The sequence below is a fragment of the Comamonas kerstersii genome, from assembly GCF_002056725.1.
Lineage (GTDB): Bacteria > Pseudomonadota > Gammaproteobacteria > Burkholderiales > Burkholderiaceae_C > Comamonas > Comamonas kerstersii.
In genome coordinates this window covers 584,060-608,566 of sequence record NZ_CP020121.1, presented here as the reverse complement: position 1 = coordinate 608,566, position 24,507 = coordinate 584,060, and the positions used below count along the sequence as shown (strand labels likewise).

The 24,507-nt window shown below is 60.2% G+C and carries 26 protein-coding genes; 17 read left to right on the top strand and 9 right to left on the bottom strand.

All coding sequences use genetic code 11. The features are described from left to right. Positions 1-50 precede the first annotated feature (50 nt). The 6 genes from B5M06_RS02830 to B5M06_RS02805 all read right to left on the bottom strand — a co-directional run bounded on the left by B5M06_RS02830 (position 51) and on the right by B5M06_RS02805 (position 3,890). Entirely contained in the window at positions 51-584 is a 534-nt protein-coding gene (locus B5M06_RS02830) for a GIY-YIG nuclease family protein (RefSeq protein ID WP_054067581.1), read from the bottom strand. Continuing rightward, entirely contained in the window at positions 581-1,300 is a 720-nt protein-coding gene (locus B5M06_RS02825; RefSeq protein ID WP_054067580.1) for a hypothetical protein, read from the bottom strand. Before B5M06_RS02825 ends, B5M06_RS02830 begins: the two co-directional genes overlap by 4 nt. Then, a complete protein-coding gene (locus tag B5M06_RS02820) occupies positions 1,297-2,034 on the bottom strand; it encodes a hypothetical protein (RefSeq protein WP_205245384.1) in 738 nt (245 codons plus the stop codon). The genes B5M06_RS02825 and B5M06_RS02820 overlap by 4 nt, the downstream gene beginning before the upstream one ends. Before the next feature lie 115 nt (positions 2,035-2,149). Then, positions 2,150-2,575, bottom strand: a complete 426-nt coding sequence (locus tag B5M06_RS02815) for a hypothetical protein (RefSeq protein WP_054067579.1) — start codon at positions 2,573-2,575, stop codon at positions 2,150-2,152. Then, entirely contained in the window at positions 2,572-3,216 is a 645-nt protein-coding gene (locus tag B5M06_RS02810; protein WP_054067578.1) for a hypothetical protein, read from the bottom strand. Before B5M06_RS02810 ends, B5M06_RS02815 begins: the two co-directional genes overlap by 4 nt. A 17-nt stretch (positions 3,217-3,233) precedes the next feature. Continuing rightward, positions 3,234-3,890, bottom strand: a complete 657-nt coding sequence (locus B5M06_RS02805) for a hypothetical protein (RefSeq protein WP_054067577.1) — start codon at positions 3,888-3,890, stop codon at positions 3,234-3,236. A 143-nt stretch (positions 3,891-4,033) separates the two neighbouring features. On the opposite strand from B5M06_RS02805, the gene B5M06_RS02800 reads away from it, so the two are divergent. The 11 genes from B5M06_RS02800 (at position 4,034) to B5M06_RS02750 (ending at position 15,156) form a co-directional block, all read left to right on the top strand. Continuing rightward, entirely contained in the window at positions 4,034-4,273 is a 240-nt protein-coding gene (locus B5M06_RS02800; RefSeq protein WP_011806687.1) for a helix-turn-helix domain-containing protein, read from the top strand. A 65-nt stretch (positions 4,274-4,338) separates the two neighbouring features. Further along, positions 4,339-4,713: a helix-turn-helix domain-containing protein gene (locus tag B5M06_RS02795; protein ID WP_240183983.1), complete on the top strand. Its 375-nt coding sequence runs from the start codon at positions 4,339-4,341 to the stop codon at positions 4,711-4,713. After that, positions 4,710-5,933 (top strand): type II toxin-antitoxin system HipA family toxin, encoded by a 1,224-nt coding sequence (locus B5M06_RS02790; protein ID WP_054067576.1) that lies wholly within the window; start codon positions 4,710-4,712, stop codon positions 5,931-5,933. Before B5M06_RS02795 ends, B5M06_RS02790 begins: the two co-directional genes overlap by 4 nt. A 157-nt stretch (positions 5,934-6,090) precedes the next feature. Further along, positions 6,091-7,017 (top strand): NUDIX hydrolase, encoded by a 927-nt coding sequence (locus tag B5M06_RS02785; RefSeq protein ID WP_054067575.1) that lies wholly within the window; start codon positions 6,091-6,093, stop codon positions 7,015-7,017. An 85-nt stretch (positions 7,018-7,102) separates the two neighbouring features. Continuing rightward, positions 7,103-7,969: a carboxylating nicotinate-nucleotide diphosphorylase gene (gene nadC / locus B5M06_RS02780; protein ID WP_054067574.1), complete on the top strand. Its 867-nt coding sequence runs from the start codon at positions 7,103-7,105 to the stop codon at positions 7,967-7,969. Position 7,970: 1 nt separating this feature from the next. Next, complete coding sequence (locus B5M06_RS02775; RefSeq protein WP_054067588.1) at positions 7,971-8,957, top strand: tripartite tricarboxylate transporter substrate binding protein; 987 nt, start codon at positions 7,971-7,973, stop codon at positions 8,955-8,957. Positions 8,958-9,292: 335 nt separating this feature from the next. Next, complete coding sequence (locus B5M06_RS02770) at positions 9,293-9,640, top strand: hypothetical protein (protein ID WP_080025151.1); 348 nt, start codon at positions 9,293-9,295, stop codon at positions 9,638-9,640. A gap of 152 nt (positions 9,641-9,792) precedes the next feature. Beyond that, complete coding sequence (mgtA, locus tag B5M06_RS02765) at positions 9,793-12,531, top strand: magnesium-translocating P-type ATPase (protein ID WP_054067572.1); 2,739 nt, start codon at positions 9,793-9,795, stop codon at positions 12,529-12,531. A 91-nt stretch (positions 12,532-12,622) separates the two neighbouring features. Then, positions 12,623-13,363, top strand: a complete 741-nt coding sequence (locus B5M06_RS02760) for an MgtC/SapB family protein (protein WP_417034257.1) — start codon at positions 12,623-12,625, stop codon at positions 13,361-13,363. Between the two features lie 10 nt (positions 13,364-13,373). Continuing rightward, positions 13,374-14,498, top strand: coding sequence for a sensor histidine kinase (locus B5M06_RS02755; RefSeq protein ID WP_054067570.1), 1,125 nt, complete (start codon positions 13,374-13,376; stop codon positions 14,496-14,498). Position 14,499: 1 nt separating this feature from the next. Further along, positions 14,500-15,156, top strand: coding sequence for a response regulator transcription factor (locus B5M06_RS02750; protein WP_417034255.1), 657 nt, complete (start codon positions 14,500-14,502; stop codon positions 15,154-15,156). On the opposite strand, the gene B5M06_RS02745 is transcribed toward B5M06_RS02750, so the two are convergent. Beyond that, the gene (locus B5M06_RS02745; RefSeq protein ID WP_174566375.1) at positions 15,149-15,673 is read right to left on the bottom strand and encodes a YqaA family protein; all 525 of its coding nucleotides are present in this window, start codon (positions 15,671-15,673) and stop codon (positions 15,149-15,151) included. The two genes, B5M06_RS02750 and B5M06_RS02745, sit on opposite strands and share 8 nt — an antisense overlap. Before the next feature lie 102 nt (positions 15,674-15,775). Between B5M06_RS02745 and B5M06_RS02740 the strand changes: the two genes are divergently transcribed. The 6 genes from B5M06_RS02740 (at position 15,776) to B5M06_RS02715 (ending at position 21,857) form a co-directional block, all read left to right on the top strand. Continuing rightward, the gene (locus B5M06_RS02740) at positions 15,776-16,282 is read left to right on the top strand and encodes a M15 family metallopeptidase domain-containing protein (protein ID WP_151043781.1); all 507 of its coding nucleotides are present in this window, start codon (positions 15,776-15,778) and stop codon (positions 16,280-16,282) included. Between the two features lie 137 nt (positions 16,283-16,419). Further along, entirely contained in the window at positions 16,420-17,472 is a 1,053-nt protein-coding gene (gene dusB / locus B5M06_RS02735; protein WP_054067555.1) for a tRNA dihydrouridine synthase DusB, read from the top strand. After that, complete coding sequence (locus B5M06_RS02730; protein WP_054067554.1) at positions 17,469-17,720, top strand: Fis family transcriptional regulator; 252 nt, start codon at positions 17,469-17,471, stop codon at positions 17,718-17,720. Before dusB ends, B5M06_RS02730 begins: the two co-directional genes overlap by 4 nt. An 84-nt stretch (positions 17,721-17,804) precedes the next feature. Then, positions 17,805-19,391, top strand: coding sequence for a bifunctional phosphoribosylaminoimidazolecarboxamide formyltransferase/IMP cyclohydrolase (gene purH / locus B5M06_RS02725; protein ID WP_054067553.1), 1,587 nt, complete (start codon positions 17,805-17,807; stop codon positions 19,389-19,391). A 238-nt stretch (positions 19,392-19,629) separates the two neighbouring features. Next, positions 19,630-20,079, top strand: a complete 450-nt coding sequence (locus tag B5M06_RS02720; RefSeq protein WP_054067552.1) for a c-type cytochrome — start codon at positions 19,630-19,632, stop codon at positions 20,077-20,079. Between the two features lie 302 nt (positions 20,080-20,381). Then, entirely contained in the window at positions 20,382-21,857 is a 1,476-nt protein-coding gene (locus B5M06_RS02715; RefSeq protein ID WP_054067551.1) for an APC family permease, read from the top strand. 151 nt (positions 21,858-22,008) lie between these two features. On the opposite strand, the gene hemL is transcribed toward B5M06_RS02715, so the two are convergent. Beyond that, positions 22,009-23,313, bottom strand: coding sequence for a glutamate-1-semialdehyde 2,1-aminomutase (gene hemL, locus B5M06_RS02710; protein WP_054067550.1), 1,305 nt, complete (start codon positions 23,311-23,313; stop codon positions 22,009-22,011). Further along, positions 23,297-24,286 carry a bifunctional hydroxymethylpyrimidine kinase/phosphomethylpyrimidine kinase gene (gene thiD, locus B5M06_RS02705; protein WP_054067567.1) on the bottom strand — a complete coding sequence of 330 codons (990 nt, stop codon included), beginning with the start codon at positions 24,284-24,286 and terminating at the stop codon, positions 23,297-23,299. The genes hemL and thiD overlap by 17 nt, the downstream gene beginning before the upstream one ends. Positions 24,287-24,507 lie beyond the last annotated feature (221 nt).

Here is a 24,507-nt window from a genome sequence, read left to right as displayed (position 1 = left end):
GGCCAGCGATTCGGCTGGCCTGTAGGGTTTTCTGGCTGCGGCAACCGTCCCTAGTTATGGGCATCGGGAGCTTCGAAGCCCGCCTCAACCGCCAATCTCAGCCAGTAGCCCTCAAATTGGGATGCATAACTCTGGTCGCCATCAACCCATGAGAGAACGGTCGCACGAACCTCGGCCTGTTCGCGAACGGCCCACTCGAAGAGAGCGAACGAGGCATGGCCGGGGCGATGCCGACGCAGATGCTCGCGAAATCGACGTTTGAGATTTACCGTCTGCCCGATGTAGCAGGCTTTTCGCTCGCCATTCCGGCTATGCGCCGTCAGCGCGTAAATCCAGTATCCGCGTGAACGGATGACCGGGACGGCGCCCGTGTCAATCGAACATTCCGGCCTTGTAGGAAATGCGCCGCCGGCAAACGCGAAACGAATCCGGAACCTCTTCCCATCAGGCCCAAGCAACCCGATGTAATCACGCCCATTCCTTGTCACCGTCAGGCCGAGAGCTTCTGCACGCTCAAGCAGTTCTTGCTTCGTGTTGATTTGCCCAGAGGAGATGGCGGCTTGCAACGTGGCTTTCATCGTCATGAAACACTTGCGGCCTCGTTTTCATCGCCGTAGTAGCTTTCGCCTGCCGCTTGCTCGTTCCGCCAATAGCGGATCGTCTCGTCGATGCTTGCCCTGTCGTGAGCCTCGATCTCCTCCCAGACACCATGCTGCTTCCAGTCATCGAAGGTCTGCTCATGCAGTTTTTCCGCGACCTCGGCAAGAGCCATGTTCGGATCAAACAGCTCTTCGTGGTCGATGCCCGGATTGAACCAGTCGTCAGGGTCGTATCCATTGGGCAGATCGCAAAAGCGCCACCATCCCCGATAGGTCTCAGGCGTGCGGCGGGCGCAGTCGGCAAGATACTCGGCCTCATCCTTGTTCGACCATTTACCCCGTTCAATCCGTGAGTCACGGTAGGCATCACGGTCATGGAAGAAGCATTCGTGCATTCTGGGATCGTGTTTCGCCCAGTCGTAAAAGTCACAGCCGATGCCCGACTGTCCCCACCGCATAACGGTTCGCACGACGGCAGACTTCGACGTGCCGAACACCCATTCGTATTCGCGCAAGAAGGTCTGTCCGCTGGTTACGCCTTTGCCCTCGCAGGCAAGTTCGAATTGGCCCTTGTGCTCCTCCCAGAATTGCTCAAGCTCATCAAGTGTCCGCAGGGTGGCAAACATGACGCCATCCTCAAGCAAGACGCGCTCGGGCAACTTTATGTCCACAGGCAACAGCGGCTTTTTCTTCGGCTTCATCGAACTGGCATCCCAAGTTGGGCAGAAGGGTAGTCAACGCTTGCCAGCGCCTCTTGCTCACGCACCAATGGCAGGTGATCACTCGGCACCGCCTCGGACGACACCCAGTCGGTTTCTCCAATCGCGAGGAAGCGGTCAATCGCAGCTTCGATAGCTGCTTGATTGATGACCTCCACATCCTGGACGATACGAAGGCCAATCCCGTAGGCGTAGCTCCAGTCGAGCTTGAACGATTCGTAGATCACAGGCGGCTCGTCGCGAATGATGGCTGTTTCCAGCAGGTCGATCTGCTCGGAGAGTGTCCGTCCGTCGAACTGTACGTACCGAACAGGTTCTCGCTTCACTATCCGATAGGTGAGGACCTTCCCCGTGCGCGAGACATCGGCTGGCTCGAAATCCAGCTTTGGTTCCCTGTCCAGGTCGGCGTCTCCCAGTGCTGCGTAGGCCCGCGAGGACGCCTCGTTGTGCGCGGCATCCCAGAACGCTTGCCGTGCCGTCACAATCTCGGCGTTCCAGATCGTGAATCGATCCATGCCGAGGAAGTAAAAGTCGAACCATTGGTTGTACAGATCGGGGCGGCCCGGCTCGTTTAGCACGAGATGGCTGGTGAATCGCCCGCCATATTCGGCGGCGTCGCGACGCATCTTACCTTTGAGGCGGATGACCTCATCGCTTCGCTTATGCCGTGGCAAAGAACTGAAGGGAGGGCGTTGCTTTCGATGACGCAGGCTCATGCATCCATTCCCACTGTTGCAACCCATCCAGTTTGGGTTCTCAGGCATGCAAAATCATTATGCTAATGTTGCAACGCAGAGTTGTCACTCATTAGCAATAGGCGCCTTTCAACAGCTATTGCCCCACATTCTGCTCCTGCCAGACCTCCGTGCAGCTTACTAAAACCTCTGCGCTGGGCTGATCTGCCGATAGCTGGCCGATGCGCCCGCGCTGGCTGGCAAGCTTCAGTTGCTCGCGCACCTGTTCCAGGCTGCGCTTTTCAATAACCGCTGTATAGCTTGCACCCAGCTCGCCATCCGGGTCGATGAACAGCTCGATCCGCTTCACCGGCAACCCGAACACCGTGAAGCTGCGTGCCGGCGTCAGCGCCCAACTGCCGGGAGCATTGGGCGCAATGCCCTCCAGTACGCGCATCGTCAAGGCTTGGCGGCATTCCACGGCGGCGACAATGGCCGGCTCGATCCGCAACCAGCGGTCGATGTCTGCCGTATTGCCATCCATCAGCACAACCGGCATGGCCGCCAGCAGCAACGCTTTCATCCCTTGATGTTCCTGATCCAGAAGCGGCGGTCATCGACCGTGAAGTTGGGGTCGTAGCCGACCAACGTCAGCAATGAACCGACATAGTAAAGGCCGAACTGATTCATCAGCCAGCGCTCCATCGCCGGGTCGCTGGGCAGCTTGCTGTACGGTGGGATCGGCCCATCGCTGCGAACCTGACCGCTGGTATTGCCGGAGATGGAAAAGCTCTTCCAGGTCAGCACGAAGTTGTTTGACTGTTTCGGCAGCTCCGGCGCGCAAAGCGACAGATTGCTGAAGCGCTCGGAGCGCTTGGCGTCGTGCCAGAGCACGGCGTCAAAGCGAATGCAATCGCTGGCTTTGAGCGTGAGGCTGCGGGTCAGCGTCATCTGATCAGCCGGAATTTGCAGATTGCTGATCACCACCTTGGGCCACTCCGGCGCGCGACCGTCGGTAGACGGATTCTGGCGCAAGGCGTTATGCAGTGGAGTGCCCAGCAAGCTGTTGCGGTTTGCCGCGCTTGCCGACGTAGCCGCTTGCGACAGACGGGCCCCAATGGATTGTCCCAGTCCGTTCAGGGAGTCCAGCGCTCCCTGCATGTCGGTTGTGGCACAACCCGTCAATACAAAAGGCAGAAGCAGCAAGCTCCGGTAGTGTTTCATCGCAGTTCCTCGCGAGGTTATCCGTTGAAGAGGGCGTTGAGCCTGGCACACCAAGTTTCCGCCGCCCGACGGCTCATGGGAAAACTGAGCAGTGGTTGTTGCGGATCGGCGGTTTGCAGCTCGACGGCGAAGTCTTTGGCGCGTACCGTGCGCTCGAAGGTCGGCACGCTCATGCCGCTGGCGTTGACCTGACGGCTGCCGCCGTTCATCTCCATGCTCTCGACCTCGCGCCAGGTCATCCGCCAACCAAGCAGCCAGGAGAAGTCGTGGATTCGCCAGGTTTCATCCACGATTGAACAGACAGCCAGTTTGCGATGCTGCCGGTCAAACACCAGAAAGGCCGGCGCGGGGTAGCCCAAGAGATGTCCAGCATCGAATGACAGGCCCTGCTGGGCGTTGATCCTGGCGACAAGGGCCTGACAGCGGGCCTGCAGACGCGCCAGAAAGCGGAAGGACAGCGTGAAGATCGCCAGCGAAATCAGCAGATAGAGCATCAGCTCACTGGTCAACAGCCCCCAAAGCGATGTCTGTGACAGGCGCGCAGGCCCCACGCCGACCATCGCCAGTACAAGAATCAGCGTAAGACCAGCGGCAGCAAGACCTGAAAGCCCGGCCACCGGAACTGCCAGCCCCGCAGCCGCCCCCATCCCCGCAGTCTTCCAGACGCTTGCCATACGTCATCACCTCCATGTTGTTACTCATAGAGGCCATTTTATGGCGCCTGCATTCAATTGTCACTCATAGTGCGGGTACTTATCGGGCGTAGCCCTATAGAGGGGGCACTCATAGAGTCATTTCTCTTTAAGAAGAGAGAAATATGGCCCTTGATCCCCGACTACGCTTCGGCCTGAAGCTGATAGAAATCAGAAAGACCAGAGGGTGGTCGCAAGAACGCCTGGCACTGGAAAGTGGCTTGGCGCGCAGCTATCTGGGGGGGGTTGAGCGTGGGCAACGCAACATCGCATTGCTGAACATCTTCAAGCTGGCCGAGGCGCTGGGGGTGGAGCCTTCAGTACTGCTGGAGGCACCGGCTGCCGGACAGGAGCCTGCACCGTAACATCGTAGCGTTACGATGGTCACTGCCTGATCGCTCGCGGCAGCTATCGCGGCCATGTGCTTTTAATGGCAAATAAAGTTCACTATAATGGAACTTATGCAATTTATTTGGCGTTAAGGGTCATAAAAGTGGCTTTTAATCTCTCGACTTCCGCCGAAATCCTGCACGCGCTGGGTGTTCGTCTGCGCGAGCAGCGGCTTGCCCAATCGCTTACGCAGCGCGAACTGGCGCAAATGGCCGGACTGTCGCTGGGGGCGTTGCGCAAACTCGAAAGCGATGGCCAGTGCTCGCTGGAAACGCTGGTCCGTGTCGCGCAGGCACTTGGCTTGCTGGAGGCGCTGGACGATCTCTTCGTGCTCAAACGGCAATCCATCGCCCAGATGGAGCAGGCGGACCTTGTCAGCCGCCGCCAGCGTGCGCCGCGTAAGAGAACATCATGAAGCTGCTTACCGTGCATTATTGCGGCTGGGGAGAAGACTGGCCGCTGGGACGCCTGGCCGATGACGGTCAATCCCTGCTCTTCGAATATTCTCCCGAAGCTCTGTCTCAGGGCTTGGAACTGTCGCCCTTGCACCTCAAGCTGCGTGCGGATGCCTACGGTGGTTTTCCGACCCATTTGCATCGCCTTCCGGGCCTAATAGCCGACAGTCTGCCTGACGGCTGGGGTTTGCTGCTGATGGATCGCCTGTTCCGTCAACACGGCTTGCGCCATCCCGGGCCACTGGACCGCCTGGCCTTCATTGGTGAGCGCGCGATGGGCGCGTTGCGCTTCGTTCCGGCAAGCGACGCCGGCGCCCACGAGCCCGACTGGTCCTTGCTGGCGCTGGCCGAGCAAAGCCGTCTCGCGCTCGCGGGCGAGGCGGGGGCAGCCCTGCGCGAGCTCGCGCTCACCGGCGGCTCACCGCAAGGGGCCAGGCCCAAGGCCTTGGTGCAGTACGACGCAATGACCGGGCAGGTCAGCACCCGTCCGGATGCGCCCGGCAGCCCCTGGCTAGTCAAGTTCCCGGCGCAGAACGAACACAAGGAGGTCTGCGTCATCGAGCAGCTCTATGCCGAGTTGGCTCGGGATTGCGGACTGGAAGTGCCCGAAAGTCGCTGGTTCGACCTTGGCCCTGAACTGGCCGCCTTTGGCGTCGCGCGCTTCGACCGGGAAGGTGGGCAACGTGTCCCGGTGCATAGTCTGGCTGGATTGTTGCAGGTGGATTTTCGCCTGCCCGGTGCCACCGACTACACCGCCTTCCTGCGGGCTACCCGTTTCCTGACGCGCGACGAGCGCGAAGTGGAGAAGGCCTACGCGCGAGCCGTCTTCAATGTGCTCTTCCACAACCGGGACGACCATCCCAAGAACTTCGCCTGGCGTCTCGGGCCTGACCGGCGCTGGCGTCTGGCTCCGGCATTCGACCTGACCTTCAGCGAAGGCCCGATGGGTCAGCATCACCTGGACGTTTGCGGCGAAGGTGCTGCCATCGAACGCCGGCATTTATTGCGTCTGGCGGAGGAAGGTGGCGTCCCAAGGAAACGGGCGGAAGATGTCATCGAACGGATGTTGCTGCAGGCAAGCTCATTGGGTGAACGGTTGGAGCGTGCGCCGATCAGGCAGATGCTGGCGCAACAGATAAAATCCACCATTGATGCCTGCCGCTGGCGTCTGAAAAGCTGAATCCGAGCCGGCGCAGCGGCGCCAGATCACGGTTGAACGTACTCAATGCTGAGTTTCTTGAGTACAAACATGAGTATGTTTTTTAATGGAGCAGCATGGTGAACTGTTTATTCAACGACTTGCAGTCACATTCGCTGTTCAACGTTTAACGTCTCAATTGAACGCCACTCCTACCCAGGCTTTGCATGCTGAACTGGTGGCCGTCCTTGTGGCGGTCAGCCAGGGCGCACCCCGTGTGCTGACGACGCAATGCGGGCAGGCGCTGCCAGCGGGCCCGTTCCAGATGGTGCACCGCTCGCTGCAGGCGGGCCTGCGTGCCTGGGTGGAAAGCCAGACCCAGCACTCGCTGGGCTATGTGGAGCAGCTCTATACCTTTGCCGACCGCGAGCGTGAAGAGGCTGCCCATGTGCTGTCCATCAGCTATCTGGGTTTGACCTGTGAGCCGGAGCAAAGCCCGCAGGGCGCGACCAGCTGGCAGGACTGGTATAGCTTTTTTCCCTGGGAAGACTGGCGACAAGGTGCACCTGCAGTACTGCAAAGCTGCATATTGCCGCATCTGCAGGCGTGGGTGGATGAAGCACAAAATCAGGCTCTAAGGCAGACCAGGCAAGCGCGAGTAGCTATTAATTTTGGAATTAATGGCCAGGCCTGGAATGAAGAGCTGGTGCTGCAGCGCTATGAGCTGCTGTTTGAAGCAGGCTTGATTGAAGAAGCGGCACGCCGTGGCTTGCCCATGCGTGGTCAGGTGCCGGGCAAGGCCATGGCGCATGACCATCGCCGTATTCTGGCGACGGGCATGGCACGGCTGCGCGCCAAGATCAAATACCGTCCCGTGGTGTTTGAGCTGATGCCGCCGGAGTTCACCTTGCTGCAGCTGCAGCAGACGGTGGAGGCGCTGGCAGGCCGTGGCCTGCACAAGCAGAACTTCCGCCGCCTGATTGAGCAGCAGGCGCTGGTGGAAGAAACCGGGCAGATGACGGCGGGCAGTGCAGGTCGGCCTGCCAAGCTGTTTCGCTTTCGCAGCGATGTGCTGCAGGAGCGTGCCACGGCTGGCACCAAGCTGCCGCTGGCGCGTGGTGCTTGACAAAAGCTTGTGCTCAAAATTAGCATAACTAGGCATGCTGCTTCATCTGCAGCATGTCTATTTTTTTGTCTGATAAATACTCAAAATGAGCATTAATAACCACCGTTTGCCTGTACCTGCGCTGCCCGATGTGATGCTGCAGCCGCTGGTACAGATGGCCTTGCTGGAAGACCTGGGCCGGGCAGGAGACTTGACGACGGACACCATCGTGCCTGCCGATGCGCAGGCCCAGCTGCGTCTGGTGGCACGCCAGGAAGGTGTGCTGGCCGGGCTGGATATGGCACGGCTGGCCTTTCAGGCGCTGGATCCGCAGGCACGCTTTGAAGTGCTGCTGTGTGATGGCGCGGATTTGCAGCCCGGTGCCGAGATTGCCCGCATCAGCGGCAGTGCGCGCGCCATGCTGTCTGCCGAGCGTGTGGCGCTGAACTATCTGTGCCACCTGAGTGGCGTGGCGACGGCTACGGCCTCCATTGCCCGTGCGATTGCACCGTACGGCGCGCGCGTGACCTGCACACGCAAGACCATGCCCGGTCTGCGTGTGGTGCAGAAGTACGCCGTGCGCGTGGGCGGTGGCAGCAACCACCGCTTTGGTCTGGATGATGCTGTGCTCATCAAGGACAACCATATCGCGCTGGCCGGTGGCGTAGAGCAGGCCGTGCTGCGTGCACGGGCCGGCGTGGGGCATATGGTCAAGATCGAACTGGAGGTGGATACCCTGCAGCAGCTGGAAGTGGCGCTGCAGCTGGGTGTGGATGTAGTTCTGCTGGACAACATGAGCCTGGATGATTTGCGCACGGCTGTCGCCATGTGCAAGGGCCGTGCGATTACTGAGGCGTCCGGCCGTATCACACCAGAAACTGCACCCGCCGTGGCGGCGACGGGCGTGGACCAGATTGCCGTGGGCTGGTTGACGCACAGCGCCCGTGTACTCGACATCGGCTTGGATGCCTGACATGCGTCGCCTTATTCAACGTGCATGCGCTGTGGCGCTGCTTCTGGGGCTGGCAGCCTGTGGTAACCAGAAAGCAGGGGAGGGGCTGCAGACCTTCCAGCCCCAGCAGCCGCTGACCATTGTGGTGACTTTCCCGCCCGGTGGCGGCACAGACTGGCTGGCGCGCAAGCTGGGGGCTGAATTACAGCAGCAGCTGGGCGTGCCCGTGGTGGTGGACAACAAGCCCGGCGCCAGCGGCAATATTGGCGCTAAGATTGTGGCCGATGCCAAGCCGGACGGGCATACGCTGCTCATGGTCAACAGTTCGTTTGCCATCAACCCCGGGGTGTTCAGCAAGCTGGAGTTTGACCCGCGCAAGGACTTTGCAGGGGTGATGAATGTGGGCTTTGTGCCTTCGGTCATCGTCGTGCCTGCAGATTCAGCTTGGCAGAACCTTGCACAGGTACTGGCCGCTGCACAGCAGCAGGAGCCTGTGCCATTTGCCTCCTGCGGCAATGGAACGCCTCAGCATCTGGCCGGGGAAATGCTGGCCCAAGCGCGTCAGGTACCGCTGCAGCAGGTGCCTTACAAGGGCTGCGGCCCGGCGCTGGCGGCTGTGGCAGGCAGCCAGGTGCCCATGGCGATTATTACGGCCAGCAGCGCCGCGCCACTGGTGCAGTCTGGCAAGCTGCGCGCACTGGCGGTCACTTCGCCGCAGCGCTCACCCTTGCTGCCGGGGGTGGCCACAGTGGCGGAGCAGGGTGTGCCTGACTTTGCCGTCGACCAGTGGCATGGCCTGCTGGCACCTGTTGCAACGCCTGCCGCCACAGTGCAGCAGCTCAATCGTGCGCTGCGTGAGGTGCTGCGCAAGCCCGAGGTCGCACAGGCGATTGCGGCCCAGGGCTTTGCCATGGATGGTGGCAGTGCCGAGGATTTTCAACGCATGGTGCTCTCAGATATAGAGCGCTATGCGCAGGTGACACAAGCCATAGGGCTGAAAATTGATTAAAAGCTGCCCCAAGGGCTGCACGCAAAACGGCATCTTTGGATGCCGTTTTTTGTATCTGGGTGGAGGTAGCGATATACCAAGGTATATCGCCACGCTACCAAGAGCATCTGGTCGTCGGCAGGCGTGGCAGTGACAATACATGCAAGCACAGCACAGGCATGGGCTGTGATGTTTTTTTATTCAAGGAGTACTGAGGCATGGATCTGGAACCTGACCCTGAAAGGCGCATAAGCGCCGCTTCGATTGACCGTTTACCGATTGCAAATGGCGGTTTGTCCAGGATCTGATTCCGTGTCTTGACATGGGGCCTGGGCACGCTGCCCTGGAGGATTCCCATGAGCTACCACCCCCTCACCCGTTCTCTGCGCGCAGCCCTGATGGACCGCAATGTCTGCCAGGTGCGTGCCTTGCTGGCCACCCATGGTCTGGTGGCGTTTTGCAACGCCCTGTCTGGCTGCTCTCCCCGTGTGATTGCCGATGTGCTGAGTCTGCTCAATGACAGCAGCCGTGAGGCCGTACTGCGTCATCTGCACAGCGCACAGCGTGCAAGCCTGAAGCCGCTGGGCATTGCGCTGCAGGCAGAGCAGGCAGCAGTTGCTCCCCAGCCTGCTTCTACCGCCAGCCCTGCCGCGCGTCTGCCTCTGCCCTGGGGTGGCCGTCGCCTGTTTGGCATGGCTTTGTAAGCCTTGGCTTCAGCCATTCGCTTGCACTTCATTTTGCGTTCCAGCCTGTACGGCTGAACGCCCCTCCTGATCTGTACACCACCATTGCCTGATGGAGCGCCTCCATCCGGGAAGAGGTGTCTGTGCACGCCTTCCTCCGAGGAGATTGCACCGTGAAATTCATGACCACATGGTTTGGTAATTTTCTGCGCCGCAGGCGCAGCAAAGGGCTGTTTTCGCGCAGCGCGCTGCCAAGCTTTACGCGCCGTGCGGATGGCAAGTCCGACATGGCTTCTGCGCAGGTGTCCGAGCATGTGAGCTGTGCACTGTGGCGTGCGGCCTGTGATGATGTGCCTGCTACTTTGGTTCGCCTGCGTTCATCCGAGTCAGGCTTGACGCAGCAGGAGGCCGAAGAGCGCCTGGAGCGTCATGGTCCGAATGAGGTGGACCATGAAAAGCCACTGGCTTGGTGGCAGCACCTGTGGCAGTGCTACAGCAACCCTTTCAACATTCTGCTGACCGTGCTGGCACTGGTCTCGGCTGCGACCGATGACATGGAAGCCACCGTCGTGATCGGCTGCATGGTGCTGCTGTCTACGGTGATTCGCTTTGTGCAGGAAGGGCGCTCACACCGCAGCGCCGAGCGCCTGAAGGCCATGGTCAGCAGCACGGCCGCCGTGCTGCGCGTGGCGCAGGAGGGCACTGCCGCGCAGCAGATGGAAGTGCCCATGCGCGAACTGGTGCCGGGGGACCACATCGTGCTTTCCGCCGGTGACATGGTGCCTGCTGACTGTCGCGTGATCAGTGCCAAGGATTTGTTTGTGGCGCAGGCTGCCATGACCGGCGAATCGCTGCCCGTGGAAAAGTTTGCGGACCGCCAGCATTCGTCCGAAGGCATTCTGGAGCAGAGCAACCTGCTGTTCATGGGGACGAACATCGTCTCCGGCGTGGCAACGGCAGTGGTGATTTCCACCGGCAATGACACGTACTTTGGCACGCTGGCGCAGCGCACCATGGCAGCTGACCGGGTGCAGACATCGTTCCAGCTGGGGGTGAATAGCGTCTCATGGCTGTTGATCCGCTTTGCGCTGGTCATGGTGCCCATCGTGCTGCTGCTCAATGGCTTTACCAAGGGTGACTGGCCAGAGGCTTTCCTGTTCGCGCTGTCGGTGGCTGTGGGGCTGACGCCCGAGATGCTGCCCATGATTGTGACGTCCACCCTGGCCAAGGGCGCGGTCGTGCTCTCGCGCCAGAAGGTCATCGTCAAGCGGCTCGATGCGATTCAGAACTTTGGTGCCATGGATGTGCTGTGCACCGACAAGACTGGCACCCTGACGCAGGACAAGATTGTGCTGGAGCGCCATACCGATGTGCTGGGTGAAGCCTCACAGGACACCCTGCGCCTGGCCTGGCTCAACAGTTACTACCAGACGGGGTTGAAGAACCTGCTGGACCGTGCGGTGATTGAGCACATGGAGGCGACTCCTCAGGACAACTGGCAGGAGCAGTGGCAGAAGGTGGACGAGATTCCCTTTGACTTTGTGCGCCACTGCATGTCCGTGATTGTGCGCCCCGTAGACAGCGACGAGCATGTACTGGTCTGCAAGGGGGCGGTGGAAGAAATTCTCTCTGCCTGCAGCCATGTCAGTCTGGGCATGGAAACGCTGCCGCTGGCCGAGGCACAACTGGCACGCGTGCGCAGCGTGACGCAGGAGTTGAACAACCAGGGCCTGCGTGTGGTGGCTGTTGCCAGCAAACGCATCCAGCGCCCGCAAGGTGCGCAGGCCTTCCCTTATAGCGTGACTGATGAGGCTGACCTGGTGCTGGTGGGCTATATCGCTTTTCTGGATCCACCCAAGGAGTCGACCGCTCCTGCCATTGAAGCGCTCAAGGCCCATGGCGTGGCCGTCAAAGTGCTCACAGGAGACAACGAACTGGTGGCAGCGCGTGTGTGTGAGCAGGTGGGTATTGACCCTGGTACCCCGCTGACCGGTGCACAGATTGAACGCATGAGCGACAGCGCATTGGCTGAAGCTGCACAAAAGCACCGCCTGTTTGCAAGGCTGACGCCGCTGCACAAGGAACGCCTGGTGCATGCACTGCGCAGCAAAGGCCATGTGGTGGGCTTTATGGGCGACGGTATCAACGATGCGCCTGCGCTGCGTGCGGCCGATATCGGTATCAGCGTGGACAGTGCCGTGGATATCGCGAAGGAAGCGGCCGACATCATCCTGCTGGAAAAGAGCCTGATGGTGCTGGAAGAGGGGGTGATGCAAGGGCGTCGCACCTTCAGCAACATGCTCAAGTACATCCGCATGACGGCCAGCTCCAACTTCGGCAATGTGTTTTCGGTGCTCGTGGCTTCGGCTTTCCTGCCCTTCCTGCCCATGCTGCCGCTGCAGCTCTTGGTGCAGAACCTGCTCTACGATATCTCGCAGATCGCCATTCCCTTTGACAAGGTGGATGACGAACTGGTGCGCGAGCCACTGCGCTGGAACCCGCAGGATATTGGCCGCTTCATGCTGTTCTTTGGGCCGCTGAGTTCGATTTTCGACATTGCTACCTTTGCCATGATGTGGTTCATCTTCCAGGCGAATACCGATGCACAGGCGCCATTGTTCCAGTCCGGCTGGTTTGTGGTGGGGCTGCTGACCCAGACGCTGATCGTGCACATGATCCGCACGCCCAAGATTCCGTTCCTGGAAAGCCGCAGTTCCTGGGCGCTGATGGTGATGACCATCATCATCATGGCCATCGGTGTATGGCTGCCCATGGGGCCGCTGGCTGGCTACTTTGGTCTGGTGCCCTTGCCTGGAGCCTACTGGCCGCTGCTGGTCGCCATTCTGGTGGGATATGCCGCGCTGACGACCTTTGTGAAGCGCTATTACATCCGACGCTTTGGCTGGCAGTAAAAGCCGATGCAGCAAGCCCTGGACTCAAACCCCGGACTTTTTCTGCTGTTGGCTTACGGCAGCTGTCATATGTTTGTGAAACACTTTCACCATGTCATCACACATGCTGCAATGGACAACGTTTGATCTGGCTGCCTGGCTTAGCACCCTGGGCAGTCTCAGTCTTGCCTTTGTGCTTGGTGCACTGGTGGGGCTGGAGCGTCAGGTGCGTCAACGTACGGCGGGGCTACGCACCAACACACTGGTGGCCGTGGGCGCTGCGGTATTTGTAGATCTGGCCGTGCGCTTTTACAGCATGCATGGAGGCTCACCCAGTCCCATGCAGGTGATTGCGTATGTGGTCTCAGGCATCGGCTTTCTGGGTGCAGGTGCCATCATGAAAGAGGGGGCCAATGTCTCAGGGCTGAACACGGCGGCCACGCTGTGGTGCTCTGCAGCCGTGGGCTGCTGCGCCGGAGCGAAGATGCTGCCGGAAGCTGTGCTGGCCACCTTGTTTGTACTGGCTGCCAACACTTTGCTGCGCCCCGTGGTCAACCGTATCAACCGCCAGCCCATGGGCGAGCTGTTTACGGAGGCCACCTATTCCGTGCATGTGGTCTGTCAGCGTGCCTTGCAGGCGGACTTGCGGGAAAAAGCCGTGGAATGGCTGGATGCAGCGCATTACCCCGTGCGAGATATTGAGCAGCATGCAGCAGACCATGGCGAAGTAGAAATTGAGCTGACGCTGTATGCCACTGCCGTGCACGTGGCTGAGCTGGAAGGCATTGTGCAGCGGCTGGAGCAGGAAGCAGGTGTCAGCCAGGCGTACTGGCAGGCGCGGGCACAGGAATAGAGAGGGTGGAATGAGGGCCGTATCCGTATCGCATATGCGCCAAGGTGCGTTGCTGGCTTGCATCGGGCTGGCCATGCTGCTGATTGCCTGGTGGGACACCTATATGGAACAGGCCGTGGCGGCCGCCGTGCTTTACATCATGGTGATCTTGGTGGCGCTGCGCTGGCTGCCTGCACGCAGCGTGGTGACGGTGACGCTGGTTGCCGTGGTGCTGACGGTGCTCAGCTATGCGTGGAGTGCAGGTGTTGCCAGTGAGGCGGGCTGGCAGGTCACAGAGGCAGGATGGATCAATGCCTGCATCAGTGTGCTGGCAATTGTGATTACGGCCTATCTTGGGCTGCGCATGCAGCAGGCGCGGGCGGCGGAGCATGCCGCCCGTGAGCGGCTCGGGCGGCTGACCCGCATGGGAAATCTGGGCGCTTTAGGTGCAGCGATTGCGCATGAGGTGAACCAGCCGCTGAGCGCGATTGTGACCAGCGGTAATGCCTGCCAGCGCTGGCTCAACCGGCAGCCCCCGCAGCTGGAGCGCGCACACCAGGCTTTGCAGCGCATGCTGGATCAGGCAGAGCGTGCCAGCAATGTGATCAACCGGGTGCGTGGCATGGCGCGTGGTGAGGCACCGAATCTGGAGGCGGTAGATCTGGATGCAGTGGTTCAGGAAATGCTGCCATTGATTCAGGCGCGTCTGGCAGAGCGGCACCTGCAGGTGCGCTGGACGCCTCCCGTGGCACTGCCGCATGTGTGGGCTGACAAACTGCAGCTGCAGCAGGTGCTGGGCAATCTGCTGCTCAACGCTGCCGATGCGGTGGAAGAAGCGGTACACCATTGGACTGTGCCCAGCGATCCCATTGCCGTGCAGGTGTCTGCGGCGGTGCTGCCTGCACAGCAGGTGCAGCTGACCGTACAGGATTGCGGTGTAGGCTTGCCAGCAGCCATCGCCGAGCATGTGTTTGATGCTTTCTGGAGCACAAAGCCTCAGGGCATGGGGCTGGGCCTGAGTCTGTGCCGCAGCATGGTGGAATCCATGGGGGGGCGCATCTGGGCGCAGCCTCGCAACGATGGCACCACTGGCGCCATGTTTTTCATCACTTTGCCCCTTGCAGATACAGAGCATGCCATTGCCCAATCTTTCTGAGATGCCTGCCACAGCCACGGTGTTTGTGGTGGATGACGATGCGAGCGTACGCGCAGCGCTGGAGGATTTGCTGGAGTCCGTAGGTCTGCAGGTGCATGGTTTTGGCACGACGGCAGCGTTTGTACAGCACTGGCAGGCACAGCCGCCGCAGGGGGCGGCCTGTCTGGTGCTGGATATACGCATGCCGCAGCAAAGCGGGCTGGATTTTCAGCGCAGCATGCAGCTGCTGGGCATTGGCTTGCCCGTGATTTTTATCACCGGCCATGGAGATGTACCCATGAGCGTGCAGGCCATGAAAAATGGTGCCATTGAGTTTCTGACCAAACCGTTTCGTGACCAGGATCTGCTGGATGCGATCCAGCAGGCTGTAGCCCTGGATGAGCAGCGCTGTGCACAGCAGCAGTCTGATCAGGCCTTGCTGGCGCAGTGGCAGACGCTCACGGCAGGAGAGCAGGCCGTGGTGCGTGGTGTGGTGGCCGGGCAGTTGAACAAGCAGATTGCCGCCGACCTGGGTGTGAGCGAAATCACGGTCAAGGTGCGGCGCGGCAATGCCATGCGCAAGCTGCAGTTGCGTTCGGTGGCAGATGTGGTGCGCCTGTGGGACCGGTTGCAGGCACTGCAGACGGATGCCGGCAGCTCGGGGTCAACAATCAGTTAGGCAGGGCCCAGAGAATGGCCGTAGTCATCACCAGGTAGCGCAGAAATTTGCCTATGGCCATATAGAAGACACAGGGCCAGAAAGGCAGGCGCAGCCAGCCGGCCACGGCGCACAGGGGGTCACCCACAACAGGCAGCCAGCTCAGCAGACAGGTCTTGGCACCCCAGCGACGCAGCCAGATGCGTGCGCGGCGTTCGGTGCGTGTCAATTCTCGTGGTGGTTTGTGGTTGGCAGGCACTGGGTGGCCTTGCCGGCGATGCTGGCGTGCCACTTTCCAGGCCTTGTGAGCGCCAAGCCCCATGAACCAGCTGATGGCGCCTCCAATGGTGTTGCCGGCCGTGGCTGTAAAAATGGCAGGCCAGAACAGTTCAGGGTTGAGGTGCAGCAGGCCAACGACTGCAGGCTCCGAGCCCATGGGCAGCAATGTGGCAGACACGAGTGCCACCAGAAACAGGGTACTCAGACCGTACTGAGGCAGGGCCAGTGCATTGAACAACGCTTGAATCCAGACATCCATGCACGCAAGTGTAGAGGTTGTTTCGCAGCACGCGCTGTACGCCGACAGCGCATGAAAGTTTCTGGTTACAGACGGGCGCAGGCCAGCCTCTACACTGGCAGCATGATCATCAAGTCTTGGAAGCAGAGTGTCTGTATCGGTCTTGGCATGGCATGGGGACTGGCTGCTGCAGTGCATGCCGAAAGCAGCCCGTTGCCTGAAATGACAGAGGCTTCAGAGCGTGCTTTTGAATGTGAGTCTTTGCTGACGGTTTCGCATGCCCGAGGGAGCCTGCAGCTGCTCAAGGTCTGGCTGCATTCCCAGGGCATGCATCTGGTGTTGCAGGGCTGCCCTTTTGTGCGCGTGGCCGAGGCACAGATGGCGCAGGTGCTGGATATACGTGTCGAAGTGCTGGACAGCGAGATTGCTGCCCGCTATGTACGCGGCCCTCTGGCAGACGGCGAGCCCGTGGACATGGGTGATGTGCATCTGGGAGAGCCAGAGCCTGAGGATGACATCTCACCGGATGTCGCTTTCAACCGCCAGTGGCTGGCTGCGGTCATGCAGCGTTACGGCTGGCGGGTGGTGCCGGGACAATGGTGGGCCTTTGTGCCTGCAGCGTCTCGCTAGATTGCTTAGGCGATGCTGTTTACCTGATGCTTTGCTAGTGTCTTTGTAGCGTGGCAATGTGCTCAAAAAATGGGCAGGTAGAATGCAGGCCCTTTCCTTCCTGACAGTTCCCTTTCTCCCCTTTGGGCTTGCCTTCCATGTCTGCGCTACGCATCGGTCAGCACACGCTGACTAACAACCTGTTTGTTGCCCCCATGGCGGGCGTAACGGACCGGCCATTTCGCCAGCTGTGCAAGGCCCTGGGGGCAGGCTATGCGGTCAGTGAGATGGTGACATCGCGCAAAGACCTGTGGAACAGCCTCAAGACCAGCCGCCGAGCCAACCACGCGGGTGAGCCTGGCCCGATTGCCGTGCAGATTGCAGGCACGGATGCGCCCATGATGGCCGAAGCCGCTGTCTACAACATCGAGCGCGGCGCGCAGATCATCGACATCAACATGGGCTGCCCGGCCAAGAAGGTGTGCAACAAATGGGCAGGTTCTGCCCTGATGCAAAACGAGCCCCTGGCCGTGGAAATTGCCCAGGCCGTGGTAGAGGCTGCACGCCCCTACAACGTGCCCGTGACCTTGAAGATGCGCACTGGCTGGTGCGATGCCGAGAAAAACGCCGTCAAGCTGGCGACCCAGTTTGAGGAGGTGGGCATCCAGATGCTGACGGTGCATGGACGCACCCGTGAGCAGGGGTACAAAGGCTTTGCGGAATACGACACCATCGCCGCCGTCAAGCAGGCCGTGCAAGTGCCGGTAGTGGCCAATGGCGACATCACCAGCCCCGAAAAGGCGCGCGACGTGCTGGCCTACACCGGTGCGGATGCCGTGATGATTGGCCGTGCGGCGCAGGGCCGCCCATGGATTTTTCGCGAGATTGGTCACTTTCTGGCAACGGGTGAGCACATGGCGCCACCGCTGGTGTCTGAACTCCGGCAGCTGCTGCTGGAGCATCTGCAGGATCACTACGGCCTGTACGGTGAACTGACCGGGGTGCGCAGCGCGCGCAAGCATATTGCGTGGTATGTGCGTACCTTGCCAGGAGGGGAAGCATTTCGCAAATACATCAACACCATCGAAGACTGCCAAGCGCAGTGGCAGGCCGTGGCCGATTACCTGGACCAGTTAGGCCTGCAGATGGAACGTCTGCCATATGCAACGAATGGGGCAGACGAGCAAGCAATTGAGGAATTGGCTGCATGAGCACCCAAGTACAGAACGACAATCAGAATATTGAGGAATGCATTCGCGCAAGTCTGGAAAACTACTTCCGTGATCTGGGCGGTGAGACCCCCTGCAATATGTATGACATGTTGCTGCGGCTGGTGGAAAAGCCGCTGCTGGATGTGGTCATGCAACATGCAGCCAACAACCAGTCCAAGGCATCCCAGTGGCTGGGCTTGAACCGCAACACCTTGCGCAAGAAGCTGCTGGATCACGGCATGCTCTGAGCGCTGAGGTATTCCTCTTCTGATAGCTGTCAGCGCTTGCAGGGTAAGCGCTGAGTCACGATTTCATCATTATTGAGTTGCACCATGAAAGCACTGCTCTCCGTCTCCGATAAGACCGGTATTGTTGAATTTGCCCAAGCCCTGCACGCGATGGGTATTCAGCTGCTCTCTACCGGCGGTACTGCCAAATTGCTGGCTGACAAGGGACTGCCTGTTACTGAAGTAGCAGAAGTCACCCAGTTCCCTGAGATGCTGGACGGCCGCGTCAAGACCCTGCACCCCAAGGTACACGGCGGTCTGCTGGCCCGCCGCGATCTGCCTGAGCACATGGCTGCGCTCAAGGAACATGGCATCGAGACCATCGACCTGCTGGTGGTGAACCTCTATCCCTTCGAAGCCACCGTGGCCAAGGAAGGCTGCACACTGGCCGACGCCATCGAGAACATCGACATTGGCGGCCCCGCCATGGTGCGCTCCGCTGCCAAGAACTGGAAGGATGTGGGCGTGGTCACGGCCGCTGACCAGTACGAGAAGGTGCTGGCCGAACTGAAGGCCAACGGCAAGCTGTCCAACAAGCTGCGCTTTGAGCTGTCTGTGGCAGCCTTCAACCGCATCAGCCAGTACGACGGCGCAATCAGCAACTACCTGTCGAGCGTGAAGTTCGAAGAAGAAAAGCTGAGCGAAGAGTACGTGCCCGCACGTGCCGAGTTCCCCGGTCAGTTCAACGAGCAGTATGTGAAGGTCCAGGACCTGCGCTACGGCGAAAACAGCCACCAGCAAGCTGCTTGGTACCGCGATCTGGCGCCTGCTGCCGGTTCGCTGGCCACCGGCGTGCAGCTGCAGGGCAAGGAACTGAGCTACAACAACATTGCTGACGCCGATGCTGCGTGGGAATGCGTCAAGAGCTTTGAAGTGCCTGCCTGCGTGATCATCAAGCACGCCAACCCCTGCGGTGTGGCCATTGGTGCCAACCCCTTCGAGGCTTACTCCAAGGCCTTCCAGACCGACCCCACCAGCGCGTTTGGCGGCATCATTGCCTTCAACCGCCCTGTGGACAAGGCCGCCGCCGAAGCCGTGTCCAAGCAGTTCGTGGAAGTGCTGATGGCCCCTGACTTCACCGCCGAAGCGCTGGAAATCTTCAAGGCCAAGGTCAATGTGCGTCTGATGAAGATTGCACTGCCTGAGAACTATGGCGTTGTGCGCAACGCGCTGGAAACCAAGCGTGTGGGTTCCGGTCTGCTGCTGCAGTCTGCCGACAACCACGAGTTGCAACTGGCCGATCTGAAGGTCGTGACCATCAAGCAGCCTACCCCTGAAGAGCTGAACGACCTGCTGTTTGCCTGGAAGGTCGCCAAGTTCGTCAAGTCCAACGCCATCGTATTCTGCAAGAACGGCATGACCATGGGCGTGGGTGCTGGCCAGATGTCGCGTCTGGACTCGGCTCGCATTGCCTCCATCAAGGCAGAAGCCGCCAAGCTGAGCCTGCAAAACACGGTCGTCGCGTCGGATGCCTTCTTCCCCTTCCGCGACGGTCTGGACGTGGTGGTCGATGCCGGCGCAACCTGCGTGGCGCAGCCTGGTGGTTCCATGCGTGACCAGGAAGTGATTGATGCGGCGAACGAGCGTGGTGTGGCGATGGTGTTTACTGGCGTCCGCCACTTCCGCCACTAATATTGAATTGCTGATCTAACCCTTGATACTTCGTTGGGCCAGCTCGCCGTAGCGCTGCTACTGTCTTCGCTGGCCCGCCTCGTCTCAACCGCCCATCTGACGATGGGCTGGGCTACCTCAGCAATTCAAGCGTACAGCGCAAAGCCACTGCCACCATCAGGTTGAGCAAGGCGGCGCACACTCGGCATGGTGGTTTCGGCGCCATGCCGATTTTGGTTTTGGGTGAAAGGATTTTTTCATGGAGGACTACGACGATGTTCCCGTGCAGCGTCCCAAGTGGATTGGCTGGGTCATCATCATTGGCATGATTCTGGTGGTGCTGGGCCTGCTCAATCTGGGCGTGCGCCTGTACATCGGCACACCTTCGGACCAGGCAGCGGCCAAGGTCGTGGGTGATGTGGCGCAGCAGCTCCCGGAGCTGGTGCAGGGCAAGGCCTGGATTGATGGCAGTGACTGCATGCGCTGCCATGGTGTGGATCGCAAGTTTGTCGGCCCCGGCTTTATGCAGGTGGCCGAGCGCTATCGCGAGCAGCCTGAGGTACAGGCCTATCTGGCGCGCAAGATTCGTGAGGGCAGCGTGGGGGTCTGGGGCAATGTGATCATGCCGCGCCACCCGCAGGTGACGCAGGAGCAGTCCGAAGGCATGGCCGCCTGGATCCTGGCGCTGCCGTCTCCAAAAGCTGAATAAGCTTATGAGCTTTGCGTCTTATGGCCCGAAAGCCTGGCTCCAGGTTTTCGGGCTTTTTTGCGTCATATCCGCTCTGCATGCATGTAATAAGCGCTTTGAGGACTGCATGGGCAGGCATCCTGAGTGGGTGTGGGCGCTAACTCGATTGGCCGGCGGTTGCAGGCAGTGTGCGCAATAAACAAGCGTTGCCTCGGGTGTAAATGCAGGCTTTGTGCGCTTGATGCGGGTAATCCCTATGCTCTCTTTTTTGAATCAAAGATGGCTGTCTGCGCTGAACGCGAGGACAGTGAAAAAGGGTTTGCATGCAGTGGTTACGAACCAAATCCGTCGCACAGGCACTGGCTGATGCGGACGAGCCCGGGCGCCAGCTCAAGCGCACGCTGGGTACTTTCGACTTGATCATCATGGGCCTGGCCGTGGCCGTGGGCGCGGGCATTTTCTCGGTGGGCGCACGTGCGGCAGGCACGTTTGCCGGGCCAGCCGTGATCTTTTCTTTCATCATCGCGGCGTTTACCTGCGCGCTGGCCATCATGTGCTATGCGGAGTTTGCGTCCAAGGTGCCTGTCACTGGCAGTGCCTACACCTATACCTATCTGACGCTGGGCGAGGGTCTGGCCTGGATCATTGGCTGGAATCTGCTGCTGGAGATGATCTCGGCCGGTGCAGTGATTGCCAAATACTGGGGCATCTATCTGTCCACCGTGTTTGCCACGGCAGGCTGGGACATTCCCTCTACGATGCAGCTGGGCAGCCTGACGCTGAACTGGGGCCCCTTCCTGATCGTGACCGTGTTCACGCTGCTGCTGATCAAGGGCACCAAGGAATCTGCGCGCGTGAACAACATCCTCACCATAGTGAAGATTGCCATCACCCTGTTTGTGATTGTGGTGGGCTTTACCTATATGGACACCAGCCACTTCACGCCCTTTATTCCTCCGGCACAGGCGCCTGTGATTGCGCATGGCGTGACGGGCGATGTCTGGGGCCAGCCCATGCTGGCCTGGCTGTTTGGCGCGCAACCCAGCCAGTATGGCTGGCTGGGCGTGATTTCGGGGGCTGCGCTGGTGTTCTTTGCCTTCCTGGGCTTTGACATCGTGGCCACTTCCGCCGAAGAAGTAAAAGACCCGCAGCGCACCCTGCCACGTGGCATTCTGGGTGGTCTGGCGCTGGTGACGGTGCTCTACATTCTGGTGACGCTGGCGCTGACTGGCATGGTGCATTACAGCGAGCTGGCCAAGGCCGAGAACCCATCGCTGGCTACCGCCTTCATCGCCGTGGGGGCTGACTGGGCCGCGCAGATCATCGCCATTGGCGTGCTGGCAGGCATGACCACCGTGGTCATGGTGCTGCTCATGGGCAGTGCCCGTGTGCTGCTGGCGCTGTGCCGTGACGGTCTGCTGCCCCGCAGCTGGGGCGTGACTTCCAAGGTCAACAAGACGCCGGTGCGGCTGCAGATTGCCGTGGGTATCGTGGTGGCGCTGCTGGCAGGCTTTACCAATGTGGAAGCGCTGGAAGAGATGATCAACATCGGCACGCTGTCGGCCTTTGTGCTGGTCAGTGTGGGCGTGCTGGTGCTGCGCAAGAAGAACCCCAATGCGGGTGGCTATCGCGTGCCATTGGGCCCGGTGCTGCCTGTGGTGTCGGCCGTGCTGTGCGTGTACCTGATGATGAACCTGACCAACCTGACCTGGGTGCGCTTTCTGGCCTGGATGGGGCTGGGTGTAGCCATCTACATCGGCTACGGCATGCGCCATTCGCGCCTGGCCAAAGGCGAGTGAACTCAAAAATAAAAGCGCCTTGCGCTTGATTCATAAGGGTTTCAAAGTGAAAACTATCTGAAGCCTTTGATTTTCAAGCGCTGGCAGCTATCAAAAAAGCCCTGCAGACATTGCCGCCTGCAGGGCTTTCTGTTGGGTGAAGCTGTGTGGCTTACAGCGTCTTGAACACTTCGCGCGCAGCTTCCACCGTGCGGTCAATGTCTTGCTCGCTGTGGGCCATGCTCACAAAACCGGCTTCGTACAGCGCAGGCGCAAAGTAGTGACCGCGCTCCAGCATGCCGTGGAAGAACTTGTTGAACATGGCACCGTCGGTCTTCATGACCTCGTGGTAGGTCTTGGGCAGCTCGGGCAGCAGGTAGAAGCCAAACAGGCCACCTTGCCAGTCGATGCTGAACGGAATACCGGCTTCATCCGCTTCGGCCTTGAGGCCCTGCATCAGGTGGCCGGTCTTGAGGTGCAGCTCGGCATGGAAGCCGGGGCGGCTGATCAGCTCCAGCGTTTTCAGACCGCAGGCCGTGGCAATAGGGTTGCCCGACAGCGTGCCAGCCTGATAGACCGGGCCCAGGGGCGAGAGCTTTTCCATGATCTCACGGCGGCCACCAAAAGCTGCCATAGGCATGCCGCCGCCAATGACCTTGCCCATCACGGTGATGTCGGGCTCAAAGCCTTCGATCTCCTTGGCATACAGGCTTTGCGCGCAGCCCAGAGCCACGCGGAAACCGGTCATGACTTCGTCATAGATCATCAGCGCGCCGTGCTCCTTGGTCAGCTCACGGATGCGGCGGGTGAACTCTACGGAAGCGCGCACAAAGTTCATATTGCCCGCGATGGGCTCCATGATCACGCAGGCAATCTCGCTGCCCATCTTGGCAAAGGCTTCTTCGAGCTGGGCCACATCGTTGTATTCCAGCACGATGGTGTCCTTGACCACATCGGCAGGCACACCCGCCGAAGAGGACGAACCAAAGGTCGCCAGACCGGAGCCAGCTTTCACCAGCAGCGAATCCGCATGGCCGTGGTAGCAGCCGTTGAACTTGATGATCTTGCTGCGGCCGGTGTAGCCACGGGCCAGGCGCAGGGCGCTCATGCCCGCTTCCGTGCCGGAGGACACCATGCGCACCATTTCCATGGAAGGCACCAGCTCGCGAATCTTTTCGGCCAGCACCACTTCGCGTTCGGTGGGGGCGCCAAAGCTGAAGCCTTCCAGCACGGCGGCCTGCACGGCGGCCACGACTTCAGGGTGGCCGTGGCCCAGGATCATGGGGCCCCAGGAGCCGATGTAGTCCACAAACTGCTGGTCGTTCGTGTCCCAGAAGTAAGCGCCCTGTGCACGCTTGACGAAGCGAGGCGTGCCGCCCACGGCATTGAAGGCACGCACGGGGGAGTTCACGCCACCAGGGATCACGCCCTTGGCGCGCTCGAATAAAGCTTGATTCAGGTCAGTGTTTTGTGTCATGTAGAGGCATCACAAAGCCCTCGAGGGGCGGTTGGTTTTCTGCTTCAGGAGCGGCTGGCTGTGCTTCGGGCGCAGCCTCTGCTTCGGCAGCAGCGGCAACGGTGCCTTCTTCGGGCTGGGCCCAGAACATGCGGTCGGGGATGAGCTGGCCCATGCCAGGGCGAAAGCCCGCTCCCAGGCTGTGGTCCAGATACTCCAGCGCTTCCTGTGCAGCAGCTCCCAGTTCATTGCCAGCGGCCAGCAAGGCCGTCAGCGCTGCCGAAAGGGTATCACCTGCACCATGGAAGCTGCCATCAAACAGCTCAAACTTGCTGCTGCCAATAACGGTTTCGGTGGAGGCCAGCACGTTGTCCAGATGCTGCTCGGGTAGGGGAATGCCCGTGACCAGGACAAACGGTACATCGCGCGCTTCTGCGGCCTTGGCAATATCACGGGCCGTTGGTGGGCGGCTGTGGCTCCAGTCCGGCAGCAGCCAGCGGCTCAAGGTGCCGTAATTGCCGACCAGTACCGAGGTCTGCGGCATGACCAGCGCCTGAAAGGCGTCGAGATATTCTTCGAGACCGTCGCCCTGCCACCAGGACAGGTCCGGCATGTAGCTGATGATGGGAATGTCCGGGTAGTCGCTGGCCAGCTCGGCAATCGCTGCAAGGTTGGACGGGCTGCCCGCAAAACCCAGCTTGATGGCGCGCACGGGAATGTCCTCCAGCGCAGTGCGTGCCTGGTCGGTGACGAGCTCGTCATCCATGGCGGTGTGTGAAAACACATGGCTGGTATCGCGCACGATGACCCCGGTGGCAACGGCGACGGGGTGGCCGCCCACAGAGGCAATGGTGGTGATGTCCGCAGTCAGTCCGCCTGCGCCGCTGGGGTCGATGGCATTGAAGCACATCACGCACATGGGTTGGGCCAGCGTGGCGGAGGGAGTGTCGGGGGAGGGGGGCGCAGTGGGGACTGCAGGGGGCTGAAATGCCATGCGTTGTTCAATGACCTGCTCTTTGTCAAGAGGGGGCGGGTTGGTGCCTAAATACAATCATTGCATTCTATTGGAAGCGACTTTAAGCTGTTGCAGACCCTAAGACTTGGATGTGTTTGGTGGGTGATAGCTGCAAGATGGCGCCTCAGGTGCAAGGCAGCAAAGACCGGGAGGCGGTACAGCCGCCAGACATAAAAATGGTCGAAATGAGAGAGTTGGGC

Excerpts from the sequence above, each read along its gene's own strand:
- B5M06_RS02830 (WP_054067581.1), bottom strand. The coding sequence starts at position 584 with ATGACGATGAAAGCCACGTTGCAAGCCGCCATCTCCTCTGGGCAAATC.
- B5M06_RS02825 (WP_054067580.1), bottom strand. The coding sequence starts at position 1,300 with ATGAAGCCGAAGAAAAAGCCGCTGTTGCCTGTGGACATAAAGTTGCCC.
- B5M06_RS02820 (WP_205245384.1), bottom strand. The coding sequence starts at position 2,034 with ATGAGCCTGCGTCATCGAAAGCAACGCCCTCCCTTCAGTTCTTTGCCA.
- B5M06_RS02815 (WP_054067579.1), bottom strand. The coding sequence starts at position 2,575 with ATGAAAGCGTTGCTGCTGGCGGCCATGCCGGTTGTGCTGATGGATGGC.
- B5M06_RS02810 (WP_054067578.1), bottom strand. The coding sequence starts at position 3,216 with ATGAAACACTACCGGAGCTTGCTGCTTCTGCCTTTTGTATTGACGGGT.
- B5M06_RS02805 (WP_054067577.1), bottom strand. The coding sequence starts at position 3,890 with ATGGCAAGCGTCTGGAAGACTGCGGGGATGGGGGCGGCTGCGGGGCTG.
- B5M06_RS02800 (WP_011806687.1), top strand. The coding sequence starts at position 4,034 with ATGGCCCTTGATCCCCGACTACGCTTCGGCCTGAAGCTGATAGAAATC.
- B5M06_RS02795 (WP_240183983.1), top strand. The coding sequence starts at position 4,339 with ATGGCAAATAAAGTTCACTATAATGGAACTTATGCAATTTATTTGGCG.
- B5M06_RS02790 (WP_054067576.1), top strand. The coding sequence starts at position 4,710 with ATGAAGCTGCTTACCGTGCATTATTGCGGCTGGGGAGAAGACTGGCCG.
- nadC (WP_054067574.1), top strand. The coding sequence starts at position 7,103 with ATGAGCATTAATAACCACCGTTTGCCTGTACCTGCGCTGCCCGATGTG.
- B5M06_RS02775 (WP_054067588.1), top strand. The coding sequence starts at position 7,971 with ATGCGTCGCCTTATTCAACGTGCATGCGCTGTGGCGCTGCTTCTGGGG.
- B5M06_RS02770 (WP_080025151.1), top strand. The coding sequence starts at position 9,293 with ATGAGCTACCACCCCCTCACCCGTTCTCTGCGCGCAGCCCTGATGGAC.
- B5M06_RS02760 (WP_417034257.1), top strand. The coding sequence starts at position 12,623 with ATGTCATCACACATGCTGCAATGGACAACGTTTGATCTGGCTGCCTGG.
- B5M06_RS02755 (WP_054067570.1), top strand. The coding sequence starts at position 13,374 with ATGAGGGCCGTATCCGTATCGCATATGCGCCAAGGTGCGTTGCTGGCT.
- B5M06_RS02750 (WP_417034255.1), top strand. The coding sequence starts at position 14,500 with ATGCCTGCCACAGCCACGGTGTTTGTGGTGGATGACGATGCGAGCGTA.
- B5M06_RS02745 (WP_174566375.1), bottom strand. The coding sequence starts at position 15,673 with ATGGATGTCTGGATTCAAGCGTTGTTCAATGCACTGGCCCTGCCTCAG.
- B5M06_RS02740 (WP_151043781.1), top strand. The coding sequence starts at position 15,776 with ATGATCATCAAGTCTTGGAAGCAGAGTGTCTGTATCGGTCTTGGCATG.
- dusB (WP_054067555.1), top strand. The coding sequence starts at position 16,420 with ATGTCTGCGCTACGCATCGGTCAGCACACGCTGACTAACAACCTGTTT.
- B5M06_RS02730 (WP_054067554.1), top strand. The coding sequence starts at position 17,469 with ATGAGCACCCAAGTACAGAACGACAATCAGAATATTGAGGAATGCATT.
- purH (WP_054067553.1), top strand. The coding sequence starts at position 17,805 with ATGAAAGCACTGCTCTCCGTCTCCGATAAGACCGGTATTGTTGAATTT.
- B5M06_RS02720 (WP_054067552.1), top strand. The coding sequence starts at position 19,630 with ATGGAGGACTACGACGATGTTCCCGTGCAGCGTCCCAAGTGGATTGGC.
- B5M06_RS02715 (WP_054067551.1), top strand. The coding sequence starts at position 20,382 with ATGCAGTGGTTACGAACCAAATCCGTCGCACAGGCACTGGCTGATGCG.
- hemL (WP_054067550.1), bottom strand. The coding sequence starts at position 23,313 with ATGACACAAAACACTGACCTGAATCAAGCTTTATTCGAGCGCGCCAAG.
- thiD (WP_054067567.1), bottom strand. The coding sequence starts at position 24,286 with ATGGCATTTCAGCCCCCTGCAGTCCCCACTGCGCCCCCCTCCCCCGAC.